Here is a 21,774-nt window from a genome sequence, read left to right as displayed (position 1 = left end):
CAAACGAGTCGAGGCTGCGCGGCCCGGGCCGGGTTTGCGGGTGGCCGTGTGATCAGGAAGGCCCCGGGCGGCGCATCCGGGTGGCGGAAAGCCCGGCGCATCCGGGTGAGGGAAGAGCTCGGGCGCCGGGTCCGGGCGGCCTTAGGAGTGGGCACAGGCCGGAAAAGGGGCGACCCCCGCCGGGGGGGAGAGCGGGGGTCGCCTGACCGGTCCGGCTCCGGGGGGGTAGAGCCGGTCCCGTTTCAGAAGAAAGCTTTCATCACTTCACCAGAGCCTGGCAAGGGACTGGCAAACCTATCCCGTGCAAGGTCGCTCCAGTTTCGAGGCGATACCCCCGTATGCTGCCCGATCGGATCGAGTTTCGTCGAGGAGCAAACTCGCATTTTCGCCAAGTTTTTTCGCCGACCGATAACGATCACATAAAGACGATCACAGAGAGTGATCATCACGGCTTGGTAACCAGGCCGGCGCGCCGGCGGGCGCCCGTGCCCACCTGGACCCCGGTCCACGGCCGGGTAAAGGTCTTGGTCCGAGGGGTTCCCATCAGGGCGAATCCGACGTAGAAAGAGGTGACGGACGAATAGTCCGGGTGCATCAGCCGGGCACCCACGCGCGACCAGCCGCGGGAGGCGTGTCGTGGCGGGCTTGACCCGCTCCGACGAATACAGGTGCACGCTTGGTAACCCGGCGTGATGCACCGGCAGACGGCGTCTCTTGACTGAGACGCCGTCAGCTATGTCAGCCTCTCTGGCTCAGCCCCTTTGCATGGCTTCGCAGATGGCGGCCGTCTCGCGCACCCCGAGGCTTACCGCCGAGGCACACTGTTGTACCCACTGGCCGACGCCCTCCGGCGTGCCGCTCAGGTAGGCCCGCAGCCCCTCCGCGTACGGCAGCTCCAGATGCCCGACCTCCACGGCCACCAGGGACTTCGGGTCCAGCCCGTACTCGACCAGGGTCAGCCGCTCGGCCGAACGCGCGATCATCCCGTCCGCCGAACCGAAGGGGCGCATCACGGCCAGTTCGGCGTGCACCACGGCGGCCAGCACGATCGCGGGGGCCTCCGTAGGACGTTCCAGCAGGTCCATCAGGCCGTCCATGCGGGCCGCGGTCACCTTGGCGTCCGGCGCCGGGCCCAGCTCCAGCGGGTCAGGGGCCTCGTCCTCCGTGCGGGGACGGCCCAGCGCGGCCTGCGGCACGAGGCCGGCCGCCGCGACCGTGTGCAGGCGGGCGAGCACCTGCCGCGGCGCCTTGCGCCAGGTCGGGCCCATGCGACCCATCTCGGCCGACGCGCGCAGCGCTCCCTGGACGAGCGGGTCATGGATCTCGTCCCTGCGCAGGGCGTCGAGGGGTACGTCGACGCCCTCCACGGCGGCCGACGCGCGGGCGCCGCGCAAGGACGACTCCGCGGACACGGCGGGGCTCGCCCGGCGCAGCACGCGGTGGCGGTAGAGCCTGTCGACGGCCTGGCGAGCCTCGTCCACCGCCTCCGGAACGCCGGGGAACCGCGCGATGACGGCCAATGGGTCACTCACGGAAACCGACCTTACCCGTGAGTACGACCTGCTCCCCCAAGGCTCACGCAAAGCCCCTCAAGGGCGGGCCGCAACACTCACTCAGCGCGCTTCCGGTCTACCACACAGGCCATACCGCACAACTCCTACCTCACAGCCGGTAGGGACCGGGCGGAAAGTCATGGGAAAGGACGACAGGACCGGGCAACGCAAACAACGGCCGCCCCAAGAGTCCTATAAACCCGAAACGACTCCGTCATATATTCTCCTGATTTCAAGACGACAACATTTCAATAGCGTTTGTCATGCGACCTGATAAGCGTCGCCCCGAGCCGGGCCCATCGGTACAGACCTGTCTAGACCTCTTGTGTATGGACACTGTGAGCTGGTGAAGTGGGACACGACCTGTCCAATCTGGCCATAGAAGGAGCACGAGGTGGCCCCGGAGACCCCTGGCACCGAGACCCAGGCGCTGTCCAACCTGCTGCAGGAGAACCGCCGGTTCGCACCTCCGGCTGACCTGGCGGCGGCCGCGAACGTGACCGCAACCGCATACGAGGAGGCGTCCGCGGATCGTCTCGCCTTCTGGGAGCGTGCGGCTGAGCGGCTGACCTGGGCCAGACGGTGGGACACGACCCTTGAATGGAACGCCCCCTTCGCCAAGTGGTTCATCGGCGGCGAGATCAACGTCGCCTACAACTGCGTCGACCGCCACGTCGAGGAGGGCCGCGGCGACAAGGTCGCCTATTACTGGGAGGGCGAGCCTGACGGCGAGACCCGCACCCTCACGTACAACGATCTGAAGACCGAGGTCAGCAAGGCCGCCAACGCCCTCCAGGAGCTGGGCGTCGGCAAGGGCGACCGGGTCGCGATCTACATGCCGATGATCCCCGAGCTGCCGATCGCGATGCTGGCCTGTGCCCGCATCGGCGCGGTCCACTCGGTGGTGTTCGGCGGGTTCTCGGCGAGCGCGCTGAAGAGCCGCATCGACGACGCCGACGCCAGGCTGGTGATCACGGCCGACGGCGGCTACCGCAGGGGCAAGCCCAGCGCGCTCAAGCCCACTGTGGACGAGGCCGTCGCCGAGTGCCCGCAGGTGGAGCACGTCCTCGTCGTACGGCGTACCGGCCAGGACGTCCCCACGAACGGCAAGGACGTGTGGTGGCACGACGTGGTGGAGCGTCAGAGCGACCAGCACACCCCCGAGCCCCATGACGCCGAGGACCCGCTGTACATCCTCTACACCAGCGGCACCACCGGTAAGCCCAAGGGCATCCTGCACACGACCGGCGGCTACCTGACCCAGACGGCCTGGACGCACCACGCGGTCTTCGACCTCAAGCCGGAGACCGACATCTACTGGTGCACGGCGGACATCGGATGGGTGACCGGCCACTCCTACATCGTGTACGGCCCGCTCGCCAACGGCGCCACCAGCGTCATCTACGAGGGCACCCCGGACACCCCGCACCGCGGCCGGTTCTGGGAGATCGTGCAGAAGTACAAGATCACGATCCTCTACACGGCTCCCACAGCGATCCGGACGTTCATGAAGTGGGGCGACGACATCCCCGCCAAGTACGACATGTCCAGCCTGCGTATCCTCGGCTCCGTCGGCGAGCCGATCAACCCCGAGGCGTACGTCTGGTACCGCGAGCACATCGGCGGCAACCGCTGCCCCGTCGTGGACACCTGGTGGCAGACGGAGACCGGCGCCATCATGATCAGCCCGCTGCCCGGCGTGACCGCGGGCAAGCCGGGCGCCGCGATGCGCCCGCTCCCCGGCATCACCGCGGACGTGGTCGACGACCAGGGCAACAGTGTCCCCGACGGCGGGGGCGGCTTCCTCGTGGTCAAGGAGCCGTGGCCGTCGATGCTCCGCACGATCTGGGGCGACGACCAGCGTTACATCGACACCTACTGGAGCAGGTTCGAGGGGATGTACTTCCCTGGAGACGGCGCCAAGAAGGACGAGGACGGCGACCTGTGGCTGCTCGGCCGCGTGGACGACGTCATGCTGGTCTCCGGCCACAACATCTCCACCACCGAGGTGGAGAGCGCGCTGGTCAGCCACCCGAAGGTGGCCGAGGCGGCCGTGGTGGGCGCGACCGACCCGGTGACCGGGCAGGCCATCGTGTCGTTCGTGATCCTGCGCGGCAGCGCGGAGGAGAGCGAGGACATCGCCGCCGACCTGCGCAACCACGTGGCCAAGACGCTCGGCCCGATCGCCAAGCCGCGCCAGATCCTGGTGGTGCCCGAGCTGCCCAAGACCCGCTCCGGCAAGATCATGCGCCGCCTCCTGCGCGACGTGGCGGAGAACCGCAGCGTCGGTGACGTCACCACCCTGGCCGACAGCACGGTGATGAACCTGATCTCGGAGAAGCTCCCCTCGGCGAAGTCCGAGGACTGACACCTCCGCCTCAGAAGGCGCATGTCCCGAAAATTCGGGACATGCGCCTTCTTGTGGGGTGCCCCCTCCGCCGGCTGACGGCGGGGGCGGAACCGAACGCATTCCGCCTGGGCGTTATCTTCTCCGATCGGGTAGATCTGGGAGTCGAAGGAGCTCCACTGCCGGGACATCGCGGCGATACGCAGCACGTTCGGCTACGCGAGCGTCGCAATGCGCTAGATGATGATTGACACGGCCACCAGGCCTCGATAGGAGACGTTCATGCCGCAGACTCCCGAGGAAGAATCCCTGGGCTCCCTGGTCGCCCAGGCAAGCAGTCACATCTCGGACCTGGTCCGCTCGGAGATCGAGCTGGCCAAGGCCGAGTTCAGGTTCGACGCCAAGCGGGTCGGCACGGCCGGGGGCCTGTTCGCCGCGGCCGCGTTCATGGCGCATCTGTGCCTGATCCTGGCCTCGTTCGCCATCGCCTACGCGCTGGCCCAGTGGATGCCCAACTGGCTCGCCTTCCTCATCGTGACCGTGTTCTACCTGGTGGTCGCGGGTCTGCTCGTGTTCATCGGCGTGCGGCGGCTCAAGGGCCTGGCCGGAATGAAGCGCACCGCCAGGTCGATCAAGGGGCTGAAGGAGATCGCGACTTCCGAGGCGCACCTCCCCGCCCCACGCCCTGATCGCGAGCCGGTGACCCGCGATGGCGCCTGACGAGTCGGTCGTCCAGATCGAGGGGCCGTGGACGCACCGCGCGGTGCACGCGGGCGGCACCCGCTTCCACGTCGTCGAGGCCGGCGAGGGACCGCTGGTGCTGCTGCTGCACGGGTTCCCGCAGTTCTGGTGGACCTGGCGCCACCAGCTGGCCTCGCTGGCGCGGGCCGGATACCGGGCGGTCGCGGCCGACCTGCGCGGTTACGGCGGCAGCGACAAGCCGCCGCGTGGCTACGACCTGCCCACGCTGGCCGCCGACGCAGCCGGCCTGATCCGCGCGCTGGGTGAGACCGGGGCGATCGTGGTCGGGCACGACTGGGGCGGGATGCTGGCCTGGACGATGGCCGTACGCGACCCCAAGAGCGTGCGGCGGCTGGTCGTCGTGTCCGCGCCGCATCCGCTGCGGCTGCGCAATGCGCTGCTGACCGACCCGTTCGGCCAGCTCAAGGCCAGCGTCCAGGCGCTGGGCTTCCAGCTGCCGCTGCTGCCCGAGCACCGGCTCAGGCGCCGCGAAGGGGCGCTCGTGGGCCGGTTCCTCGAGGATTGGTCGCGGCCCGGCTGGCCTGAGCCCGAGGACGCGCGCGCCTACCGCGAGGCGTTCAGGATCCCGGCCGTGGCGCACTGCGCGCTGGAGTACCACCGCTGGTTCGGCCGCTCCCAGCTGCGTCCCGACGGCCGCCGCTACGCCCGTGCCATGCGCACCGAGGTCGAGGCCCCCACGTTGCACCTGCACGGCGCGCTCGACCCGCGGGTCCTGCCGCGTACGGCCCAGGGCTCGAGCCGCTACGTGGCGGCCCCGTACCGGTGGCGGCTGCTCGAAGGAGCCGGCCACTTCCCCCATGAGGAGATCCCTGACGTGTTCAACACCGAGCTGCTCGGCTGGCTGGCCGACCCGGAGCCCGACCGATGAGAGACCGCGACCCCGAGGGCCGGCCGCGCCAGGCCAGGCCGCGCGACGCGTTCGGCAGGCCGCTCCCCTACGGCTCGCCGGGCGTGCCCAGGGTTCCCGACGACTACGCTCCCACGACCGAGCAAGCCCTGGCCGACGGCCGCAGGTTCCTGAGCGAGGGAATGCCGTTCAACGCGCACGAGGTGTTCGAGGGCCGCTGGAAATGTGCCCCCGACGACGAGCGCGACCTGTGGCAGGGCCTGGCGCAGATCTGCGTGGGGCTGACGCACCTGCAGCGCGGGAACGGGAGCGGCGCGGTGACGCTCTTCAGCCGGGGCGCGGCCAAGGCGCAGGCGTACGGGGGCGCGTACGACGCGGTCGGCAAGGCCGCCTCCGACCTGAGCCACGACAGCGACCCGGCCGAGGCCATCGCCTTGATCCTGGAGAGACTCCCCGGTTAACCGGGGAGGGAGTGCCGTCGTCTGGAGGAGCGGCGGGAGCGCAGCGACCAGAGCGGGGGAAGACGGCGGCATAGGGCGACCGAGCCCGCCTCACGAAGTGAGGCCATCAACACAGCGCCGCGCGTCCTTCGATGAGCGCGCGCGTGGCGGCGGCCGCACGGAGCACCGCCGTGTCCACGGCCTCTGCGCCCTTGCCGAACATCCCCAGGTGCAGCAGTCCCGCGTGCCCGTGCGCGGTGGCCGCCACCGCCACCCCGAGCGCCTCGGCCGCCGCCGGGTCGCCGTCCGCCAGCGTCATCGCCGCCGTGTGGAAGGCCTCCTTGACCGGCCGGGAAGCCCGCTCGAGCTCCGGCTCCCCGATCGGCGAGAGCGCCGTGCCGAACAGCGACTCGAACAAGGCGCGGTGTTTGGCGGCGAATCTGACGTACCCCCTGGCCACCGCCACGAGCCGGTCCTCGGGCGCGCTGCCGCTCTCCTCCGCGCGGACGGCCGCGACCAGCAGCTCGCCCGCGCGCACCCCGACCGCGAGCAGCAATTCGTCCCGGTCGGCGAAGTGGCGGTAGGGGGCGCTGACCGCGACGCCGAGCCGCCTGCTGGCCTCGGCGAGAGAGAACCCTTGAACCCCGTGCTCGACGATCAGCTCCATCGCGGTGTCGATCAGCGCGGCCCGCAGGTCGCCGTGGTGGTAGCGGTCGCGCTTGGTGGTTCGGGGCACAGCCTCAGGTTAGCGACAGCTCATCCAGCCTGCGGATCTCCGCCTCGCTGATGGTGAACGCCATCGCGCCCGCGGCTTCCACCGCCTGCCGCGGCTTGGAGGCGCCTGGGATGGCCACCACGGCGTCGCCGTACCGGGTGATCACCCAGTTCAGTGCCACCTGCGAGATGGACACGCCGTAGGACGTCCCGATCTCCCGCATGGCGTCGATGAGCGGCCGCGTCCGCGTGATCCCCTTGGCGCTCAGCTCGCGGCGCCCGAAGAACCTGCGCATCACCGGCGCCGACCTGACCAGCGCCGGATCCTCGTGGTATCGGCCAGTGAGGATGCCGCCCTCCAGCGGCGAGTACGCGATCAGCGTGACGCCCAGCCTGCGTGCGGTGTCCAGGACGCCGTCACGCTCGATGTTCCTGTGCAGCAGGTTGATCCTGACCTGGTTCGCGGCCAGCGTGACGCCTTCGCCGGCGAGCACCTGGTGGGCGAGCGCCAGCTGGCGGGCGGAGAAGTTGCTCACCCCGACCGAGCGGATCTTCCCTGCCTTGAGCAGCTTGGCCATGGCCTTGAGCTGGGCGGGGATGCTCGACAGGCTGCCTGTCGGCATGTGGATCTGGTGCAGGTCGATCGGGAAGCCGCCGAGGTGCGTCAGCCGGTCGCCGATGGTGCGGAGAATGCTGGTCGCGGTGCGCCCGAGCGGCGCCCACTTGGTCGCGACGGCGACCGCGCCGGGGGCGATGCCGCACTCCTTGAGCGCGGCGGCCAGCATCTCCTCGGAGTGGCCCGCACCGTACATCTCCGCCGTGTCGAACCAGTTGACGCCGCCGTCGAGCGCTGCCCGCACCACCGACGTGGCGGTCGTCTGGTCGATCGGCCTGACGATCCAGCGCGTGACGTTCCGTGTGCCGGCGAACTGCATGCAGCCCAGGCCGATGGGGGTGATCTCGATGTCCGTCTTGCCAAGTCTGCGCGTCTGTATGTGATTGGCTTTCACATTGTGAGAAGTTATCACATCGGAACGCGCGAAGACAGACCCTCACGCCCTGGACGTCAGGCGGCTAGTCGCATTCCTGGGTGCTGGCCGGCGTGGTGTCGTTGCGACCGGCGGAAGCGTCGGGGGCGACCTCCTCGGCCGTCAGCACGTAGCCGGTCTCCTTCTCGTTGACCGCCGCGGCGAAGATGACGCCGTAGACGCGGCCGTCCGGCGCGAGCAGGGGGCCGCCCGAGTTACCGGGCAGCACCTCGCCGCGGATCGCGTACACCTTGCGGATGACGGTGTTCTCCCGGTAGATGTCGGGCCCTTCGGCGTCGAGCCTGCCGCCGATCCTGGCCGGCACGGCCGTGAAGCCCTTGCCCTTCGGGAAGCCCGCGATGATCGCGCCGTCGCCCCGGCTCCCCTCGCCGTCGAAGGCGAGCTGCGGCAGGTCGAGCCCGGGCACGTAGAGCACGGCGATGTCGCGGCGCGGGTTGTAGCGCACGACCGTGGCCGTGTGCCGGACATTGTTGTGGTCGATGACCTGCAGGTCCCTGGTCACGCCCGCGACCACGTGCGCGTTCGTCATGATCCGGCCGGCGGCGTAGACGAAGCCGGTGCCCTCGATGTGCTTGTTGCAGCTCTCGGCGTTGCCCTGCACCTTGACGATCGCCCGCCGGGCCCGGTTGAGCCGGTTGCCCTGGAACACGCTCTGGTCCGGGGGCGGCACGTCGATCAGGGTGCCCGCGCCGATGGCGTCGAAGACGGGCGGGAACTCCGAGCGGTCGATGAACTTCTTGAACGGCTGCTGCCAGTTGCGTGCCGCCTGCGGGATCGCGTCGTCGACCGTGGTGAGCAGTGCGGAGTTCTTGACCTGGTCGACGAGCGGGGTGAAGGCCGTGGAGATGATCAGCGAGCCGATCAGCCAGGCGAAGACCAGCACGGACAGTGCGCTGGCGAACGTGCCGCCGACCGCGTCGGCCATCTTCGCGGGCTCCCACGTGACGTGGCTGCGTACGACGGCGCCGATGGTCGAGGACGCGAACTGACCGATGGTGGCGGACAGGAAGACGATCACGATGGCCAGCAGCGCCTGCGGCGTGTCGCCGTCCACGACGGCCTTGGCGATGGGCGGCGCGATGAACACGCCCAGCACGGCCCCGCCGGCGAACCCCACGAAGCTCATGACCCCGATGATGAAGCCCTGGCGATAGCCCGAGATGCCGAAGGCGATCATGAGGCCGATCAAGATGAGGTCAAGCAGATCACCGCGCACGCTTCAAAGGTAGCCAGCGATACGGTCAAGCGTGCACGTCTTCGGCCAGGACGGCGTCACCCCTGGCTACCTTGAGCGGTATGCCGCCGGCCGAGGGAACAGTGCGCGATCTCATCGAGGCAGCTCTACGGGACAGCGATCCTGACGGCCCGCTGCGCTGGCACGTGATCTCCGTGCTGCGCCAGCGCGGCGATCTCGAGTCCTTCATCGAGGCACGGCGGCTGTGCGCCGCAGACAGCGTGTCCGAGCGGCTGCTCGGGGTGGACATCATGGGGATGCTGGGGCCGTTCGCGGACCGTACGCTGCCGGTGCTGCGGTACCTCGCCGCCAGCGAGGACGACGCCATGGTGCTCTACTCGGTGCTGATCGCGTTCGGTCACCTGGGGGATCCCCGCTCGCTGCCGTCGGTGATCGACCTGGCCGGCCACGACGACGCGCGGGTCAGGTACGGCGCCGCGTATGCGCTGCAACACGTGCTCGGCGACCCGCCGAACCCTGCGGGCCTGGACGCGCTGCGCATGCTGGCCGGCGACAGCGACGCCGACGTGGCGGGGTGGGCCTCCCTGGGCGTGGCGTTGCGGTCAGCGCGCTAGCTTGACCACGTCCGGGGGCAGCTCCTCGATCCGCGAGGCATCCCACGGCCGTTCGAGCCCTGCCTCGCGCAGCACCGAGTCGAGGATCATCGCCGTGAACCCCCACACCAGCATGCCCCGCACCCGGAACGCCGGCCCCGCCATGCCGCTGGGGTGCCGCAACATGATCCGGTTGTCCGGGTCGACCAGCTCGGCGATCGGCACCCGCTCCACGGACTCGACCTCGTCGGGCGAGGCCGCGTGCACCGCCGACGGCTCGCGCCACCACGCGATCACCGGCGTGACCCGGTTGTCGCTGTGGTTGAGGTAGAGCTCCGACAGCATGCACAGCACATCGACCCCGCGCGGGTCGACCCCGGTCTCCTCCTCGGCCTCGCGCAGCGCCGCCTCGATGGGGCCGCCGTCCTCGGGGTCCACGCCACCGCCTGGAAAGGCGGGCTGGCCCGCGTGCCTGCGGCCGCGTGTGCTGCGCTGAATGAGCAGCACGTCGGGGCCGTGCGGCCCTTCTCCGAACAACATCAGCACCGCCGCGGCCCGCCCACGCCCGGCGGGTGGCCGCATGTATCGGGGGACTCGGGTCTGCTGCGCTTGCGCCGCCAGTGTGTCGAGCCAGTCGGGCACTTGGGTCACGCATCCTCCAACACGCCGGGGCTTCGGTCACTTCCCCACATCTCGCCGCCCACCCCTACACCGCCACACTTCGGCAGAGGTCCTCTTGAGGTCGTACAGGGAGCCGGGGCTCCGGTGAGTTCCCCGCCGGTCAGGAGAAGGGCCCGGATCTGACGAGCTTCTGGGCCTCGGCGGCCGAAGTGGGCCCGGTGCCGTACGAGGGGCAGAGCGCGGTCAGCGGGCAGACGCCGCAGGCCGGGCGCCGGGCGTGGCAGATGCGGCGGCCGTGCCAGATCACCCGGTGCGAGAAGATCGTCCACTCGCGCCGGGGCAGCAGCTCGCCCACGACGTGCTCGATCTTGACCGGGTCGGTCTGCTCGGTCCAGCCGAAACGGCGCACCAACCGCTGGAAGTGGGTGTCGACGGTGAGTCCCGGCACGCCGAACGCGTTCCCCAGCACCACGTTGGCCGTCTTGCGGCCCACACCGGGCAGCTTGACCAGGTCATTCAGCTTGCCCGGCACCTCGCCGCCGTGCCGCTCGCAGATCGCCTGCGCCATGCCGATGATGCTGTTGGTCTTCGCGCGGAAGAACCCGGTGGAGCGGATGATCTCCTCCATGTCGGTCCGGTCCGCGGCGGCGTAGTCCTCGGCCTTCGGATATTTCGCGAAGAGGATGGGGGTCACCATGTTGACCCGCTTGTCGGTGCACTGTGCGGAGAGGATGGTCGCGACCAGCAGCTCGAGCGGGTTGCGGAAGTCGAGCTCGCAGTGGGCGTCCGGGTACGTCTCCGCGAGGATGCGGTTCATCTTGCGCGCCCGCCGCACCAGTGCCAGCTGGGTCTCCGGCTTGCGCCCCGCCGCGTTCGTCGCCATGCCGCAAGGGTAGCCACAAAGGTTTGAACCCAGGACCGCGCTTTCGCGTACAACCTGGCGACACGGGAGGCGGTGGCCATGAGCGGTCAGGGCGCGACGCTTGCGGACTTCGTTCGGCACTCGGGACCGTTGCGCGGGCAGGCGCTGCACCGCCTCGCCCTGGCCTGCGCCGCCGCCCTGGCCAGGCTGCACGCGCGTGGCGCCGCCGGGCTGCGGCTCAGCCAGGAGAGCGTGGCACTTAGCACGCGTGGCCAGGTGCTCATCGGCTGGCAGCCCGCAGAGGGTTGCTCGGCGGCGGAAGACGTACAGGCCTGGGCCGACCTCGTGGTGTTCGCGGCGACCGGCCGCCAGGACGGCGATCCCGCGGTCCTGCCTCCTGCGCTGCGCATCGCGGTCGAGCAGTGCCGCCAATCGGACGCCGCGGCCCGCCCAAGGCCCGTGGACCTGCTGCGCGTCCTCCTCGGCCACTCCGTGGCGGCGGCCGTGGCCTCTGTCGACGACCTGCTCGCCTCCTGAACCAGGGCCTCCGGTAGTTTTCCTCTGGATGCGACTCATCGGTACGAACCAGAACACTCCGGCAGTCCCATAACCTGTGTGTGCCGCTTGGAGTGGGGTGCGTCACAATGGCAGCAGAGGAGGCAGAGTGAACACCGAAGATGTGCTGGGCAAGGCCCCCCTGTTCGCCGCGCTGGACCGCGAGAGCGCCGCGGCGCTGCGGACAAGCATCACGGAGGTCCAGCTGTCCAAGGGACAGACGCTCTTCCACGAGAACGAGACCGGCGACCGGCTCTATGTCGTGCTCGAAGGCAAGATCAAGCTTTCCCGCACTTCACCTGACGGCAGGGAAAACCTGCTGAGCGTGCTGGGGCCGAGCGAGATGTTCGGCGAGCTGTCGCTGTTCGACCCGCGGCCGCGCACGGCCACGGCGACGGCGCTGACCGAGGTGCGACTGGCGGGCCTCGGCCATGACGACCTGCGCCCGTGGCTGACCGGCCGTCCCGAGGTGGCGCTGCATCTGCTGCGCGCGCTCGCGCAGCGGCTGCGCCGCACCAACGACGTGCTGGCCGACCTGGTCTTCACCGACGTGCCAGGACGCGTGGCCAAGCAGCTGCTCGACCTGGCCGAGCGGTTCGGCACCAAGACCGAGGACGGCTTGCGAGTGCACCACGACCTCACGCAGGAGGAGCTGGCCCAGCTCGTCGGCGCCTCGCGGGAAACGGTCAACAAGGCGCTGGCCGACTTCGCCCAGCGCGGCTGGCTGCGGATCGAGGCCAAGGCCGTGGTCATCCTCGACATGGACCGGCTCTACAACCGCTCCAGATAGTCCAGCTGGGCTTTCACTGACATCTCGGCGGCCGCCCAGAGTGACCTGTCGACGTCGGCGTAGACGATGCGGACGATCTCGCGCGGCGTGCGCGCGCCCTGCGCCTGCGCCGCCCTGATCTGGTCGAGCCGCTGACGCCGGTGCGCGATATAGCCGTCCAGCGCCCCGATCGGGTCCGGCAGGACTGGGCCGTGGCCGGGTAGCAGCGCGCGCGCCTCCAGGCTCTCCGCCGCCGCCCTGAGCCGGTCGAGGCTGCGCAGGTAGTCGGCCAGGCCGCCGTCCTGAGCGACGATCGTGGTGCCCCTGCCGAGCACCGTGTCGCCGGTCAGCATCGCCGCGTCGGCAGGCAGCCAGAAGCACAGCGAGTCGAACGAGTGGCCCGGGGTGCCGTACACGTGGATCTCCAGGCCGGCCACGGTCACGACGTCGCCGTCGGCGAGCCCTTCGTCGCCGAGCCGGTGGCGTGGGTCCAGGGCGCGTACGGGGGCGTGCGTCATCGCAGCGAAGGACTTGGCGCCGCCGCTGTGGTCGAAGTGACCGTGGGTCAGCAGGATCTGGGTGACGCGGCGGCCGGCCAGGTGGTCGTGTACGCGCCGCAGGTGCCGATCGTCGTCAGGCCCCGGGTCGACGACGATCACCTCCTCGGCGGCGCCGATCACCCACGTGTTGGTGCCGTCGAGCGTCATGATCGACGGGTTGGGAGCGAGCAGGTTCTCGGCGTGCTCCGTACGGGAGCCGTCGGGCGTGTCGATCGGGATGTGCAGTCCGCTCATATGGTCACCAGCCGCATCTCGCCCTCGACCTCCACGGCCCTCGGCATGATGGTCACGATCTCCCGGTGCGCGGCCAGGATCTCGGCCACGCTGTCGTACGCCGACAACTCGGTCAGCGTGTGATACGTCGGCGGCATCAGAAAGATCTCCCTCCGGTGCGCCAACTCGATCGCCTCGGCCGGGCGCCGCCACGCGACCTGGTCGGCCTCGCCGCCTACGTCACGGGTGCGCTGGCCCTCGGGCAACACGGCGACGAAGAACCGCGTGTCGAAGCGCCGCTGCTCGATCTCCGGCGTGATCCAGTGCGCCCACGGCTTGAGCAGGTCGGACCGGAGCACCAGGCCACGCCTGGCCAGGAAGTCGGCGAAGGCGAGGCTCCGGTCGATCAGCGCCAGCCGGTCGGCCTCCCAGTCGTCCCCCGTCGTGTCCGCCACCACGGAGCCGGGTCCCGGACCGGCCAGCAACACGCCGGACTCCTCGAACGTCTCGCGTACGGCCGCGCACACCAGGCCGCGTGCGACCTGCTCGCTCGCGTGGAACACCGCACCCCACTCCGCGGGCGACGGCCCGGCCCAGGCCACGGCCTGGTCGGTGTCGCGGACGTCCACCGACCCGCCGGGGAAGACGTACGCACCCGCCGCGAAGGCCATCGTGGACTTTCGTCGCAGAAGGTAAACCTCGGGCCCGCCGCGCAAGATCACCACCGTGGCGGCGTCCCGGGTGGGCACCGGCTCCACCCGTCCTGCGAGAAGATCCCTGGCCCGCGCGGCGAGCTCGGCTGGAAGCGGAAATCCGGTCACATGACCTCCTTCTAGAACATCACTCGGTCATGGTGACATATCCCCGCTCAGGCGACTTCGGCGATTACCTCCACCTCTACGGGCACGTCGAGCGGGAGCGCCGCCACGCCCACCGCGCTGCGCGCGTGCTTGCCCGCCTCCCCGAACACCTCGGCGAACAGCTCGCTCACGCCGTTGCCGACCTTCGGCTGCTCGGTGAAGGCCGGGTCGCTGGCCACGAACACGACCACCTTGACGATCCGCGCGACGAGCCCCAGGTCACCGAGCTCCGACTTGAGCGCGGCCAGGACGTTGAGCCCGCAGATGCGGGCCATCTCGGCGCCTTCCTCGGTGGTCAGCTCCGCACCCAGTTTGCCGGTCCTGGCAGGCTTGCCGTCGACCAGCGGCACCTGGCCGGAGGTGTAGACGAGGTTTCCCGTGCGCACGGCCGGCACGTAGGCCGCCACCGGCTTGGGCACCTCGGGCAGCGTCAGGCCGAGCGCCTCCAGGCGCTCCTCGGGCGTCACTGCTTCTCCCGCTTGAAGTAGGCGACCAGCTGCTCGGGCGTGGCGCCCTGCAGGATCTGGACCAGCTCCCAGCCGTCCGATCCGAAGTTGTCGAGAATCATCTTCGTGTTGTGGATCAGCACGGGGGCTGTGAGGTACTCCCATTTCTTCATGACGGTCACATTAGTGTGAGCAATCTCAAAGGGTGGTCACCGGCATTCGACAAGTGACCGTTCGGTAGCCTCGAAACGTGGACTCTCCGGACTCGGACTGGGCCGGCGTACGGCTCCATGTCGTCACCGGCAAGGGCGGCACGGGCAAGACGACCGTTGCCGCGGCCCTCGCCCTCGCACTGGCCGCGGGCGGCCGTAAGGTGCTCCTGGTCGAGGTGGAGGGCCGGCAGGGCATCGCGCAGATCTTCGATCTGCCGCCGCTGCCGTACGAGGAGCGCAGGATCGCCGTCGCGCCGTCGGGTGGGGACGTGTACGCGCTGGCGATCGACCCCGAAGAAGCCATGCTCGAGTACATGGAGATGTTCTACGGGATGCGCCGGGCCGGCCGGGCGCTGACCAAGATGGGCATCGTCGACTTCGCCACCACCGTGGCGCCGGGCTTCCGCGACGTGCTGGTTACCGGCAAGACCACCGAGGCGGTACGCAGGCGCGCCAGGAACGGTCGCAGGGTCTACGACGCCGTCGTGCTGGACGCGCCGCCCACCGGCCGCATCGCGCGCTTCCTGAACGTCACCAGGGAGGTCGCCGGGCTGGCCAAGGTGGGGCCGATCAAGAACCACTCGGACCTCGTCAGCGGAGTCGTGAAATCTCCTGAGACGGCGGTGCACTTCGTGACCCTCCTGGAGGAGATGCCGGTCCAGGAGACACTCGACGGCATCGCGGAACTGCGTTCTGCAGGGCTGCCCACCGGCGGGATCTTCGTCAACATGGTGCGCGAATCACTGCTCCCTCAGACTGCCCTTGACACGGCTGTCAAGGGCCGTTTCGACGTCGGGGAGCTGGTTCTCGGGCTCAAGGCGGTAGGGCTGGCCGACGGCGCGGAGGCCACGGCGCTGGCCGAGTCGCTCGCAGAAGAGGTGGCCGAGCACGCCCGCCGCACCGAGCTGGAGCAGGCAGAACGCGAGTCGCTGACCGAGGCGGGGCTGAAGAGGTACGAGCTGCCGCTGCTGGCCGACGGCGTGGACCTGGCAGGACTGTACGAGCTGGCAGAGAGCATCCGCACCCAGGGAGCAGCGTGAAGAAGCCCACCAGGCTGGACATCGACGCGATACTCGACGACCCCGGCACCAGGATCATCGTCTGCTGCGGCGCCGGCGGCGTGGGCAAGACCACGACCGCGGCGGCGCTGGGGCTGCGCGCGGCCGAGCGCGGCAGGTGCGCCGTCGTGCTGACCGTGGACCCGGCGCGGCGGCTGGCACAGTCGATGGGGCTCACCGAGCTGGACAACACCCCACGGCTGATCAGCTCACCGGACGGCGACGGCCAGCTGTACGCCATGATGCTCGACATGAAGCGCACGTTCGACGAGATCATCGAGGCGCACGCCGATCCCGAGCGGGCCCGCCAGATCCTGTCGAACCCCTTCTACCAGTCACTGTCCTCCAGCTTCTCCGGCACGCAGGAGTACATGGCCATGGAGAAGCTGGGCCAGCTGCGCCGCTCCGACGAGTGGGACCTGATCGTGGTGGACACGCCGCCGTCACGCTCGGCGCTCGACTTCCTCGACGCTCCCGAGCGGCTCGGGCGCTTCCTTGACGGCCGGTTCATCCGGCTGCTGACCGCACCGGCCAAGGTCGGGGGGCGCAGCGCGTTCCGGCTGCTCAACGCCGGGTTCGGGCTGATGGCCGGGGCCATGACCAAACTGCTCGGCGCGCAGGTGATCAAGGATCTGCAGACGTTCGTGTCCGCGCTCGACGCCGTGTTCGGCGGGTTCAGGCAGCGTGCGGACATGACGTACCGGCTGCTGCAGGCCCCTGGCACGGCCTTCCTCGTGGTGGCCGCCCCGGAACGTGACGCGATGCGCGAGGCGTCCTACTTCGTCGAACGGCTCGCCGAGGAACGTATGCCGCTGGCCGGCCTTGTGGTCAACCGCGTGCACATGTCCCCTGGCGTCGCGCTCTCTGCGGCCCGTAGCGCCGCCGCGGCCGAGGACCTGGAGTCCCGTGGCGAACATGAGCTGACCGCCGCCGTGCTGCGGCTGCACGCCGGTCGGATGCAACTCACCGCCCGCGAGAGCCGCGAGCGGGAACACTTCGTCTCGGCCCACCCCACGGTGCCCGTGACGCAGGTCCGCGCCATGTCCGAGGACGTTCATGATCTGGCCGGGTTGCGGCAGATCGGGGAGCTGCTGGCGAGCACGTAGATGTCTCATAAAAGTACGGCCGGCGGACGGGGCCGGCCGTACACGGCTCGCCGGGCTTGGGTCAGCCCGCGATCAGCTCATTGGTTCGCTCGTACTCTTCCTTCGCCGACTCGAGCAGCTCTCGCCACGAGTCCACGTCGGGCCGCCGTCGCAGCAGCGCACGACGTTCCCGCTCGGTCATACCGCCCCACACCCCGAACTCGATGCGGTTGTCCAGCGCATCGGCGAGGCATTCGGTACGAACCGGGCAACCCCGGCAGATGAGCTTCGCTCTGTTCTGCGCGGCGCCCTGCACGAACAGGGCATCCGGATCCGCACCTTTACAGGCGGCACGGGAGGTCCAATCCGTGATCCACATTTTCGACCCCACTCCCCTTAGGTGGTCAGTCGTCATTTGGGGCCGACGGGCGCGGGCGCCGAGCCTCCGTATTCAGTTGCCGCAGAGGAGAACGTACGCAACGAGACGTTCGGGCCGACAGACCCCAGAGGACCAAATTCTCGCGGCCATCTTGACCGGGAATGACTAGTCACCCCCTCCAGTCAAGGCGAAATGGGGTCCGGATACCGAAAACGTCAGGCTTTCCACGTACTCTTGGAGGCGTGCAAGCGCAGCGCAAAGATCGCTCCAACCCCATCCTGGCCCTCCTGCGTCTGATCATCGCGGGAACGGCCGCTGGGGTGCTCGCGGCCGCCGTGGCCTTGCCCGCGGTCGGTGGCGCGGGAGTGTCGGCGAAGAGCGCAGTCGAGGCCCTCGACCTCAAACCCGAAGAGCTCGACGAACCCCCTCTTCCCGAGCGCACGATCCTCCAAGATGCCAACGGCAAGGAGATCGGGCGCTTCTACTACGAGAACCGCCAGTCCGTACGCCTCGACCAGGTCGCCCCGATCATGCGGACCGCACTGATCGCAATCGAGGACTTCCGTTTCTACCAGCACGGGCCGATCGATGTGGAAGGAACGGCCAGAGCGCTCGTCAAGAATCTGACCACCGGCGGCGTGACGCAGGGCGGCTCGTCGATCACCCAGCAGTACGTCAAGCAGGTTCTGGTCAACAAGGCCGAGACGCCGGAGGAGCAGGCGGCGGCCATCGCCCCGACGGTCTCCCGCAAGCTGGCCGAGCTGCGCTACGCGATGGCAATCGAGAAGAAATACTCCAAGGACCAGATCCTCGAGAAGTATCTGAACATCGCCTACTTCGGCGCCGGTGCGCACGGCATCCAGGCCGCGGCCAAGCGCTTCTTCAACAAGCCAGCCTCCGAGCTCACCCTCGTCGAGGCCGCCACGTTGGCCGGCGCCGTGCAGAACCCCGCCAGGACCGACCCCAACGTCGGCCCCGAGTCCCGGGAGCGGCTGCTGCAGCGGCGCAACACCGTGCTCGACCGGATGCTCGAGCTCCAGATGGTCACGCCGCAGGAGGCCGCCGAGGCCAGGGGGAAGAAGCTCGGGTACAAGGACATCGAGTTCCCCGGAGGCTGCGAGGCCAGCAAATTTCCGTACTTCTGCCTCTACGTCCAGTACGAGATCCTCAACAACGAGGAGTTCGGCAAGAACCCGGACGAGCGCAGGAAGCTGCTCCAGCGGGGCGGTCTGACGATCAAGACCACGATCGACCCCAAGATGCAGGCGGCCGCGGACAAGGCCATCAAGGAGTTCGTCTCCCGCAAGGACAAGCCCGTGGCCTCGCAGGCCATGGTCGTCCCCGGCACCGGCGAGATCAAGGCGATGGCCGCCTCGCGGACGTTCGGCGGGAGCAAGAAGAAGAACGAGATGAGCTACAACATCGTGGCCGACGCGGCACACGGTGGCGGCACCGGCTTCCAGCAGGGCTCGACCGCGAAGGTCTACACGCTGGCCACAGCGCTCGAGGAGGGCCTGAAGTACGGCGACGGCTTCCCCGCCCCCGCCGGCTACCGGGCAGGCGGCTACAGCACGTTCAAGAACTGCAAGGGCCAGAACGTCGGCGACCCGTCGCACACCGTGCGCAACTCCAGCGAGGGCGGCGGCGGCTTCAAGACCCTGGAGAGCGGCACCTGGGGCTCGGTGAACACGTTCTTCATCAAGCTCCAGGAGAAGGTCGGGCTCTGCAGCGTGGTCAAGATGGCCAAGAAGCTCGGGGTCAAGCGGGCCGACGGACAGAAGCTGTCCGAGGTGGAGACGTTCACGCTGGGGGTCAACGAGGTGGACCCGGTCACGATCGCCAGCTCGTACGCCGTGTTCGCCTCGCGCGGGCAATACTGCAAGCCGCTGGCCATCACCGAGATCAAGGACAGGAACGGCAAGGCCAAGCAGTACAAGCCCAAGTGCTCGCAGGTCCTGGAGGAAGAAGTCGCGGACGCGGTCAACGGCATCCTGTCCGGCGTGTTCACCAAGGGCACGATGCGTGAGGTCGGCGGCATCAGCCGGGACGCGGCCGGCAAGACCGGCACCACTGACAACTACATGTCGGCCTGGTTCGCCGGCTACACGCCGAACCTGGCCTCGGCGGTCAGCTTGGGCGACCCTCGCGGCGCCTCCGGCCACAAGCTGACCAGCATCACGATCGGCGGACGCTACTACTCGTACGTGTACGGCGCGTCCATCTCGGGGCGGATCTGGAAGGAATCCATGATCGACGCCTTGAAGGGCATCGAGGCGGTCGACTTCACGCCGGTGGACCGGTCGCGCTTCGGCGGGTGCACGGACAACTGCGCGCCCAAGCCCAAGAAGGAGAAGGAGGACGAGGAGGGGCCCAGGGACGGCGACCCGTTCGACATCTTCGACCCGCCGGGCAACGGCGACGGGCCGCCGGACGGGGACGGGCCGGGCAACGGCGACGACGGGCGCGGCCGCGGCGGCGACGCAGGCCCCACCATCGTCCCGGGCGACTGAGCCGGTCACCGAACGCGGGCCTGCGCGAGACTCGCCACGGCCTGCAAGCCCATCCATGGGCTTCTGACACTGTCGGCTGCCCATCCTTGGATCTCCGACACTGTCGGCCGATCACCGCCGCCGCTTCCCCGGGCCTCATCGCCGCCGCAGCACCAGCGGTGGTAGTGGCGGCGGTGGCGGTGGCGATGCCAGGTCCGCCCAGCCACCAGCCATCATTCGTCAGCCGCCAGCGGTCAGCCGCCAGGTGGCGGCCGCCAGCGGTCAGCCGCCAGTCGGCAACCGATCAAGTGGCGACCGATCGAGTGACGGCCGGTCAAGTGACGGCCGGTCAAGTGACGGCCGGTCAAGTGACGGCCGGTCAAGTGACGGCCGGTCAAGTGACGGCCGGTCAAGTGACGGCCGGTCAAGTGACGGCCGGTCAAGTGACGGCCGTCAGCCGGCGGCCAAGCGGGCCCGGACGATGGCGGCCACCCGGCCCCCCTCGGCCCTCCCTGCCACCTTCGGATTGACGACCTTCATGACCTGCCCCATGGCCTGCGGCCCGGAGGCGCCGACCTCGGCGATGGCGGCGTCGACGAGCTCGACCAGTTCCTCATCGGACAGCTGCGCCGGCAGGTACTCCTCCAGCACCGCCTGCTCGTCCAGCTCCGCCTGGGCCTGCTCGGCGCGCCCGGCGTTGCTGAACGCCTCCGCCGCCTCGCGCCGCTTCTTGGCCTCCTTGGTCAGCACCTTGATGATCTCGTCATCGGTCAGCTGCCTGGCCTCCTTGCCGGCGACCTCCTCGACGTTCACCGCGGCCAGTGCCATGCGAATCGTCCGGAGACGTACCTCGTCCCGGCTCTTCATCGAGGCCGTCAGATCGGCCTTCAGCTTGTCTTTCAATGCGCTCATGCGGTCCATCTTGCCGCCTGCGCGGACACCTCGCGCCGGATGTCGGGCATCATGAGTAGGTGAGGAAAGCCGTCGCAGTACCTCTGTCCATGCTCGGTCTCGGCCTGGCCGGGCTGGGTTACGCCTCTGTTGTGGAGCGCAACTGGTTCCGGCTGCGCCGCTTCGACGTGCCCGTGCTTGAGCGCGGCCAGCGTCCGGTGCGCATCCTCCACCTGTCGGACCTGCATCTGACGCCGCGCCGCACGATGCTCATCAACTGGGTCCGCTCGCTGGGCGCGCTCAAGCCGGACCTGGTCGTCAACACCGGCGACTCGATCGCACACCCGGAAGCCGTGCCCTCGCTCCTGCATGCCCTGGAGCCCCTGCTGTCCCGCCCGGGACTGTTCGTCTACGGCTCCAACGACCTCTACGCCCCGCAGCCGAAGAACCCGGCCCGCTACCTGTGGCGCACCTCCAGGAACGAACGCCGCCAACACGTACCCAACCTGCCCTGGGAAGAGCTGGGCGCAGGCATGGCAGCCGAGGGCTGGCTGGACATGAACAACACCACGGCCCGTATCAAGGTGGCCGACCTGGACGTGGCAGTGGCCGGCATCCACGACTCCCACATCTCCCGCGACCGCTACGACCTGGTGGCCGGCCCCGCCCCGGCGGATGCCGACCTCCGCCTGGGCGTCATGCACTCGCCGGAGCCCCGCAACATGAGTCTCTTCGCCGCCGACGGCTACCAGTTCCTGCTGGCCGGCCACACCCACGGCGGCCAGCTCTGCATCCCGTTCTACGGCGCCCTGGTAACGAATTGCGGCATCGACCGCGCCAGGGTGAAGGGCCTGAGCCGCCACGACAGCGCCTGGCTCCACGTGTCCGCCGGCCTCGGCACCTCGCCGTACGCGCCTGCCCGCTTCGCCTGCTTCCCCGAGGCCTCCCTCCTCACCCTCGTGCCCCGGAGATAAAGGCGGTCACAAGCACCTTGAGAGTCCGCTAGACTTTTCCAAGCACGCGCAAGACCGGCGTGCGCCGGGGTGTAGCGCAGCTTGGCAGCGCGCTTCGTTCGGGACGAAGAGGTCGTGGGTTCAAATCCCGCCACCCCGACGCCGTTTAACCAGGTAGAGGGCTTGATCCACTGAGCGGGTCGGGCCCTTTTCCGTTTCTGAAAGTCGATAGGAGCCAATCGGGGAGCCATCTCACTCGGACTCAACCCGTCGGCTTGTCGCCGAAGATTGTGTTCATGGTGTGGGCGCCCTTGGTGATCA

General features: G+C 69.2%; 23 protein-coding genes and 1 tRNA gene. 12 read left to right on the top strand and 12 right to left on the bottom strand.

Annotation, left to right across the window (positions count from 1 at the left end; translation table 11 throughout):
- Positions 1-752: 752 nt before the first annotated feature.
- Positions 753-1,532, bottom strand: a complete 780-nt coding sequence (locus ACTWPT_RS43425) for an oxidoreductase (RefSeq protein WP_443183386.1) — start codon at positions 1,530-1,532, stop codon at positions 753-755.
- 415 nt (positions 1,533-1,947) lie between these two features.
- On the opposite strand from ACTWPT_RS43425, the gene acs reads away from it, so the two are divergent.
- The 4 genes from acs to ACTWPT_RS43405 all read left to right on the top strand — a co-directional run bounded on the left by acs (position 1,948) and on the right by ACTWPT_RS43405 (position 5,970).
- Positions 1,948-3,921 carry an acetate--CoA ligase gene (acs, locus tag ACTWPT_RS43420; protein ID WP_443183385.1) on the top strand — a complete coding sequence of 658 codons (1,974 nt, stop codon included), beginning with the start codon at positions 1,948-1,950 and terminating at the stop codon, positions 3,919-3,921.
- Between the two features lie 261 nt (positions 3,922-4,182).
- Entirely contained in the window at positions 4,183-4,620 is a 438-nt protein-coding gene (locus ACTWPT_RS43415; RefSeq protein WP_443183384.1) for a phage holin family protein, read from the top strand.
- Entirely contained in the window at positions 4,610-5,530 is a 921-nt protein-coding gene (locus ACTWPT_RS43410; protein WP_443183383.1) for an alpha/beta fold hydrolase, read from the top strand. Before ACTWPT_RS43415 ends, ACTWPT_RS43410 begins: the two co-directional genes overlap by 11 nt.
- A complete protein-coding gene (locus ACTWPT_RS43405) occupies positions 5,527-5,970 on the top strand; it encodes a DUF309 domain-containing protein (protein ID WP_443183382.1) in 444 nt (147 codons plus the stop codon). Before ACTWPT_RS43410 ends, ACTWPT_RS43405 begins: the two co-directional genes overlap by 4 nt.
- 106 nt (positions 5,971-6,076) lie before the next feature.
- On the opposite strand, the gene ACTWPT_RS43400 is transcribed toward ACTWPT_RS43405, so the two are convergent.
- The 3 genes from ACTWPT_RS43400 to ACTWPT_RS43390 all read right to left on the bottom strand — a co-directional run bounded on the left by ACTWPT_RS43400 (position 6,077) and on the right by ACTWPT_RS43390 (position 8,928).
- Positions 6,077-6,685, bottom strand: a complete 609-nt coding sequence (locus tag ACTWPT_RS43400; RefSeq protein ID WP_443183381.1) for a TetR/AcrR family transcriptional regulator — start codon at positions 6,683-6,685, stop codon at positions 6,077-6,079.
- 4 nt (positions 6,686-6,689) lie between these two features.
- Entirely contained in the window at positions 6,690-7,673 is a 984-nt protein-coding gene (locus ACTWPT_RS43395) for an aldo/keto reductase (protein ID WP_443183380.1), read from the bottom strand.
- Between the two features lie 64 nt (positions 7,674-7,737).
- On the bottom strand, positions 7,738-8,928 hold the full coding sequence (locus ACTWPT_RS43390; RefSeq protein WP_443183379.1) for a MarP family serine protease: 1,191 nt from the start codon (positions 8,926-8,928) through the stop codon (positions 7,738-7,740).
- Positions 8,929-9,008: 80 nt separating this feature from the next.
- Between ACTWPT_RS43390 and ACTWPT_RS43385 the strand changes: the two genes are divergently transcribed.
- Positions 9,009-9,521: a HEAT repeat domain-containing protein gene (locus ACTWPT_RS43385; protein WP_443183378.1), complete on the top strand. Its 513-nt coding sequence runs from the start codon at positions 9,009-9,011 to the stop codon at positions 9,519-9,521.
- Here ACTWPT_RS43385 and ACTWPT_RS43380 read toward each other — a convergent pair.
- Positions 9,510-10,151, bottom strand: a complete 642-nt coding sequence (locus tag ACTWPT_RS43380; protein ID WP_443183377.1) for an NUDIX hydrolase — start codon at positions 10,149-10,151, stop codon at positions 9,510-9,512. The genes ACTWPT_RS43385 and ACTWPT_RS43380 overlap by 12 nt on opposite strands.
- Before the next feature lie 130 nt (positions 10,152-10,281).
- Complete coding sequence (gene nth / locus ACTWPT_RS43375; protein WP_443183376.1) at positions 10,282-11,004, bottom strand: endonuclease III; 723 nt, start codon at positions 11,002-11,004, stop codon at positions 10,282-10,284.
- 78 nt (positions 11,005-11,082) lie between these two features.
- Here nth and ACTWPT_RS43370 point away from each other — a divergent pair, with 78 nt between their 5' ends.
- Positions 11,083-11,520: a hypothetical protein gene (locus ACTWPT_RS43370; protein WP_443183375.1), complete on the top strand. Its 438-nt coding sequence runs from the start codon at positions 11,083-11,085 to the stop codon at positions 11,518-11,520.
- Between the two features lie 127 nt (positions 11,521-11,647).
- Positions 11,648-12,328 carry a Crp/Fnr family transcriptional regulator gene (locus tag ACTWPT_RS43365; RefSeq protein WP_138709006.1) on the top strand — a complete coding sequence of 227 codons (681 nt, stop codon included), beginning with the start codon at positions 11,648-11,650 and terminating at the stop codon, positions 12,326-12,328.
- Here the strand turns inward: ACTWPT_RS43365 and ACTWPT_RS43360 are convergent.
- From ACTWPT_RS43360 to ACTWPT_RS43345, 4 genes are read right to left on the bottom strand one after another with little or no spacing between them, the layout of a single operon-like run.
- Positions 12,310-13,101 (bottom strand): MBL fold metallo-hydrolase, encoded by a 792-nt coding sequence (locus tag ACTWPT_RS43360; protein WP_443183374.1) that lies wholly within the window; start codon positions 13,099-13,101, stop codon positions 12,310-12,312. The two genes, ACTWPT_RS43365 and ACTWPT_RS43360, sit on opposite strands and share 19 nt — an antisense overlap.
- Positions 13,098-13,901 (bottom strand): NUDIX hydrolase, encoded by an 804-nt coding sequence (locus ACTWPT_RS43355; RefSeq protein ID WP_443183373.1) that lies wholly within the window; start codon positions 13,899-13,901, stop codon positions 13,098-13,100. The genes ACTWPT_RS43360 and ACTWPT_RS43355 overlap by 4 nt, the downstream gene beginning before the upstream one ends.
- A gap of 47 nt (positions 13,902-13,948) precedes the next feature.
- Entirely contained in the window at positions 13,949-14,407 is a 459-nt protein-coding gene (locus ACTWPT_RS43350; RefSeq protein ID WP_443183372.1) for a RidA family protein, read from the bottom strand.
- Positions 14,404-14,559, bottom strand: a complete 156-nt coding sequence (locus tag ACTWPT_RS43345; RefSeq protein WP_090945153.1) for a hypothetical protein — start codon at positions 14,557-14,559, stop codon at positions 14,404-14,406. The genes ACTWPT_RS43350 and ACTWPT_RS43345 overlap by 4 nt, the downstream gene beginning before the upstream one ends.
- A 77-nt stretch (positions 14,560-14,636) precedes the next feature.
- On the opposite strand from ACTWPT_RS43345, the gene ACTWPT_RS43340 reads away from it, so the two are divergent.
- Together ACTWPT_RS43340 and ACTWPT_RS43335 are read left to right on the top strand one after the other, a co-directional pair.
- Positions 14,637-15,638: an ArsA-related P-loop ATPase gene (locus ACTWPT_RS43340; RefSeq protein WP_443183371.1), complete on the top strand. Its 1,002-nt coding sequence runs from the start codon at positions 14,637-14,639 to the stop codon at positions 15,636-15,638.
- Entirely contained in the window at positions 15,635-16,762 is a 1,128-nt protein-coding gene (locus tag ACTWPT_RS43335) for an ArsA family ATPase (RefSeq protein ID WP_443183370.1), read from the top strand. The genes ACTWPT_RS43340 and ACTWPT_RS43335 overlap by 4 nt, the downstream gene beginning before the upstream one ends.
- A 61-nt stretch (positions 16,763-16,823) precedes the next feature.
- Here ACTWPT_RS43335 and ACTWPT_RS43330 read toward each other — a convergent pair whose 3' ends face one another.
- The gene (locus ACTWPT_RS43330; RefSeq protein WP_020542548.1) at positions 16,824-17,120 is read right to left on the bottom strand and encodes a WhiB family transcriptional regulator; all 297 of its coding nucleotides are present in this window, start codon (positions 17,118-17,120) and stop codon (positions 16,824-16,826) included.
- A gap of 242 nt (positions 17,121-17,362) precedes the next feature.
- On the opposite strand from ACTWPT_RS43330, the gene ACTWPT_RS43325 reads away from it, so the two are divergent.
- Positions 17,363-19,630: a transglycosylase domain-containing protein gene (locus tag ACTWPT_RS43325; RefSeq protein WP_443183369.1), complete on the top strand. Its 2,268-nt coding sequence runs from the start codon at positions 17,363-17,365 to the stop codon at positions 19,628-19,630.
- A gap of 432 nt (positions 19,631-20,062) precedes the next feature.
- On the opposite strand, the gene ACTWPT_RS43320 is transcribed toward ACTWPT_RS43325, so the two are convergent.
- Positions 20,063-20,521 (bottom strand): GatB/YqeY domain-containing protein, encoded by a 459-nt coding sequence (locus tag ACTWPT_RS43320; protein WP_443183368.1) that lies wholly within the window; start codon positions 20,519-20,521, stop codon positions 20,063-20,065.
- An 89-nt stretch (positions 20,522-20,610) separates the two neighbouring features.
- Here ACTWPT_RS43320 and ACTWPT_RS43315 point away from each other — a divergent pair, with 89 nt between their 5' ends.
- Together ACTWPT_RS43315 and ACTWPT_RS43310 are read left to right on the top strand one after the other, a co-directional pair.
- Entirely contained in the window at positions 20,611-21,474 is an 864-nt protein-coding gene (locus tag ACTWPT_RS43315; RefSeq protein WP_443183479.1) for a metallophosphoesterase, read from the top strand.
- A gap of 65 nt (positions 21,475-21,539) precedes the next feature.
- Positions 21,540-21,613: transfer RNA gene (locus ACTWPT_RS43310), tRNA-Pro, on the top strand.
- Positions 21,614-21,774: the final 161 nt, after the last annotated feature.

The sequence above is a fragment of the Nonomuraea sp. 3N208 genome (genome assembly GCF_052245935.1).
In the GTDB taxonomy this organism is placed as follows: Bacteria; Actinomycetota; Actinomycetes; order Streptosporangiales; family Streptosporangiaceae; genus Nonomuraea.
The sequence above is the reverse complement of the archived record's forward strand: the minus strand, read 5'-3'. Positions and strand labels throughout refer to the sequence as shown.

Coding starts and splice junctions, on each gene's coding strand:
- ACTWPT_RS43415 (WP_443183384.1), top strand. CDS start 4,183: ATGCCGCAGACTCCCGAGGAAGAATCCCTGGGCTCCCTGGTCGCCCAG.
- ACTWPT_RS43410 (WP_443183383.1), top strand. CDS start 4,610: ATGGCGCCTGACGAGTCGGTCGTCCAGATCGAGGGGCCGTGGACGCAC.
- ACTWPT_RS43405 (WP_443183382.1), top strand. CDS start 5,527: ATGAGAGACCGCGACCCCGAGGGCCGGCCGCGCCAGGCCAGGCCGCGC.
- ACTWPT_RS43385 (WP_443183378.1), top strand. CDS start 9,009: ATGCCGCCGGCCGAGGGAACAGTGCGCGATCTCATCGAGGCAGCTCTA.
- nth (WP_443183376.1), bottom strand. CDS start 11,004: ATGGCGACGAACGCGGCGGGGCGCAAGCCGGAGACCCAGCTGGCACTG.
- ACTWPT_RS43370 (WP_443183375.1), top strand. CDS start 11,083: ATGAGCGGTCAGGGCGCGACGCTTGCGGACTTCGTTCGGCACTCGGGA.
- ACTWPT_RS43360 (WP_443183374.1), bottom strand. CDS start 13,101: ATGAGCGGACTGCACATCCCGATCGACACGCCCGACGGCTCCCGTACG.
- ACTWPT_RS43345 (WP_090945153.1), bottom strand. CDS start 14,559: ATGAAGAAATGGGAGTACCTCACAGCCCCCGTGCTGATCCACAACACG.
- ACTWPT_RS43330 (WP_020542548.1), bottom strand. CDS start 17,120: ATGTGGATCACGGATTGGACCTCCCGTGCCGCCTGTAAAGGTGCGGAT.
- ACTWPT_RS43320 (WP_443183368.1), bottom strand. CDS start 20,521: ATGAGCGCATTGAAAGACAAGCTGAAGGCCGATCTGACGGCCTCGATG.
- ACTWPT_RS43315 (WP_443183479.1), top strand. CDS start 20,611: ATGCTCGGTCTCGGCCTGGCCGGGCTGGGTTACGCCTCTGTTGTGGAG.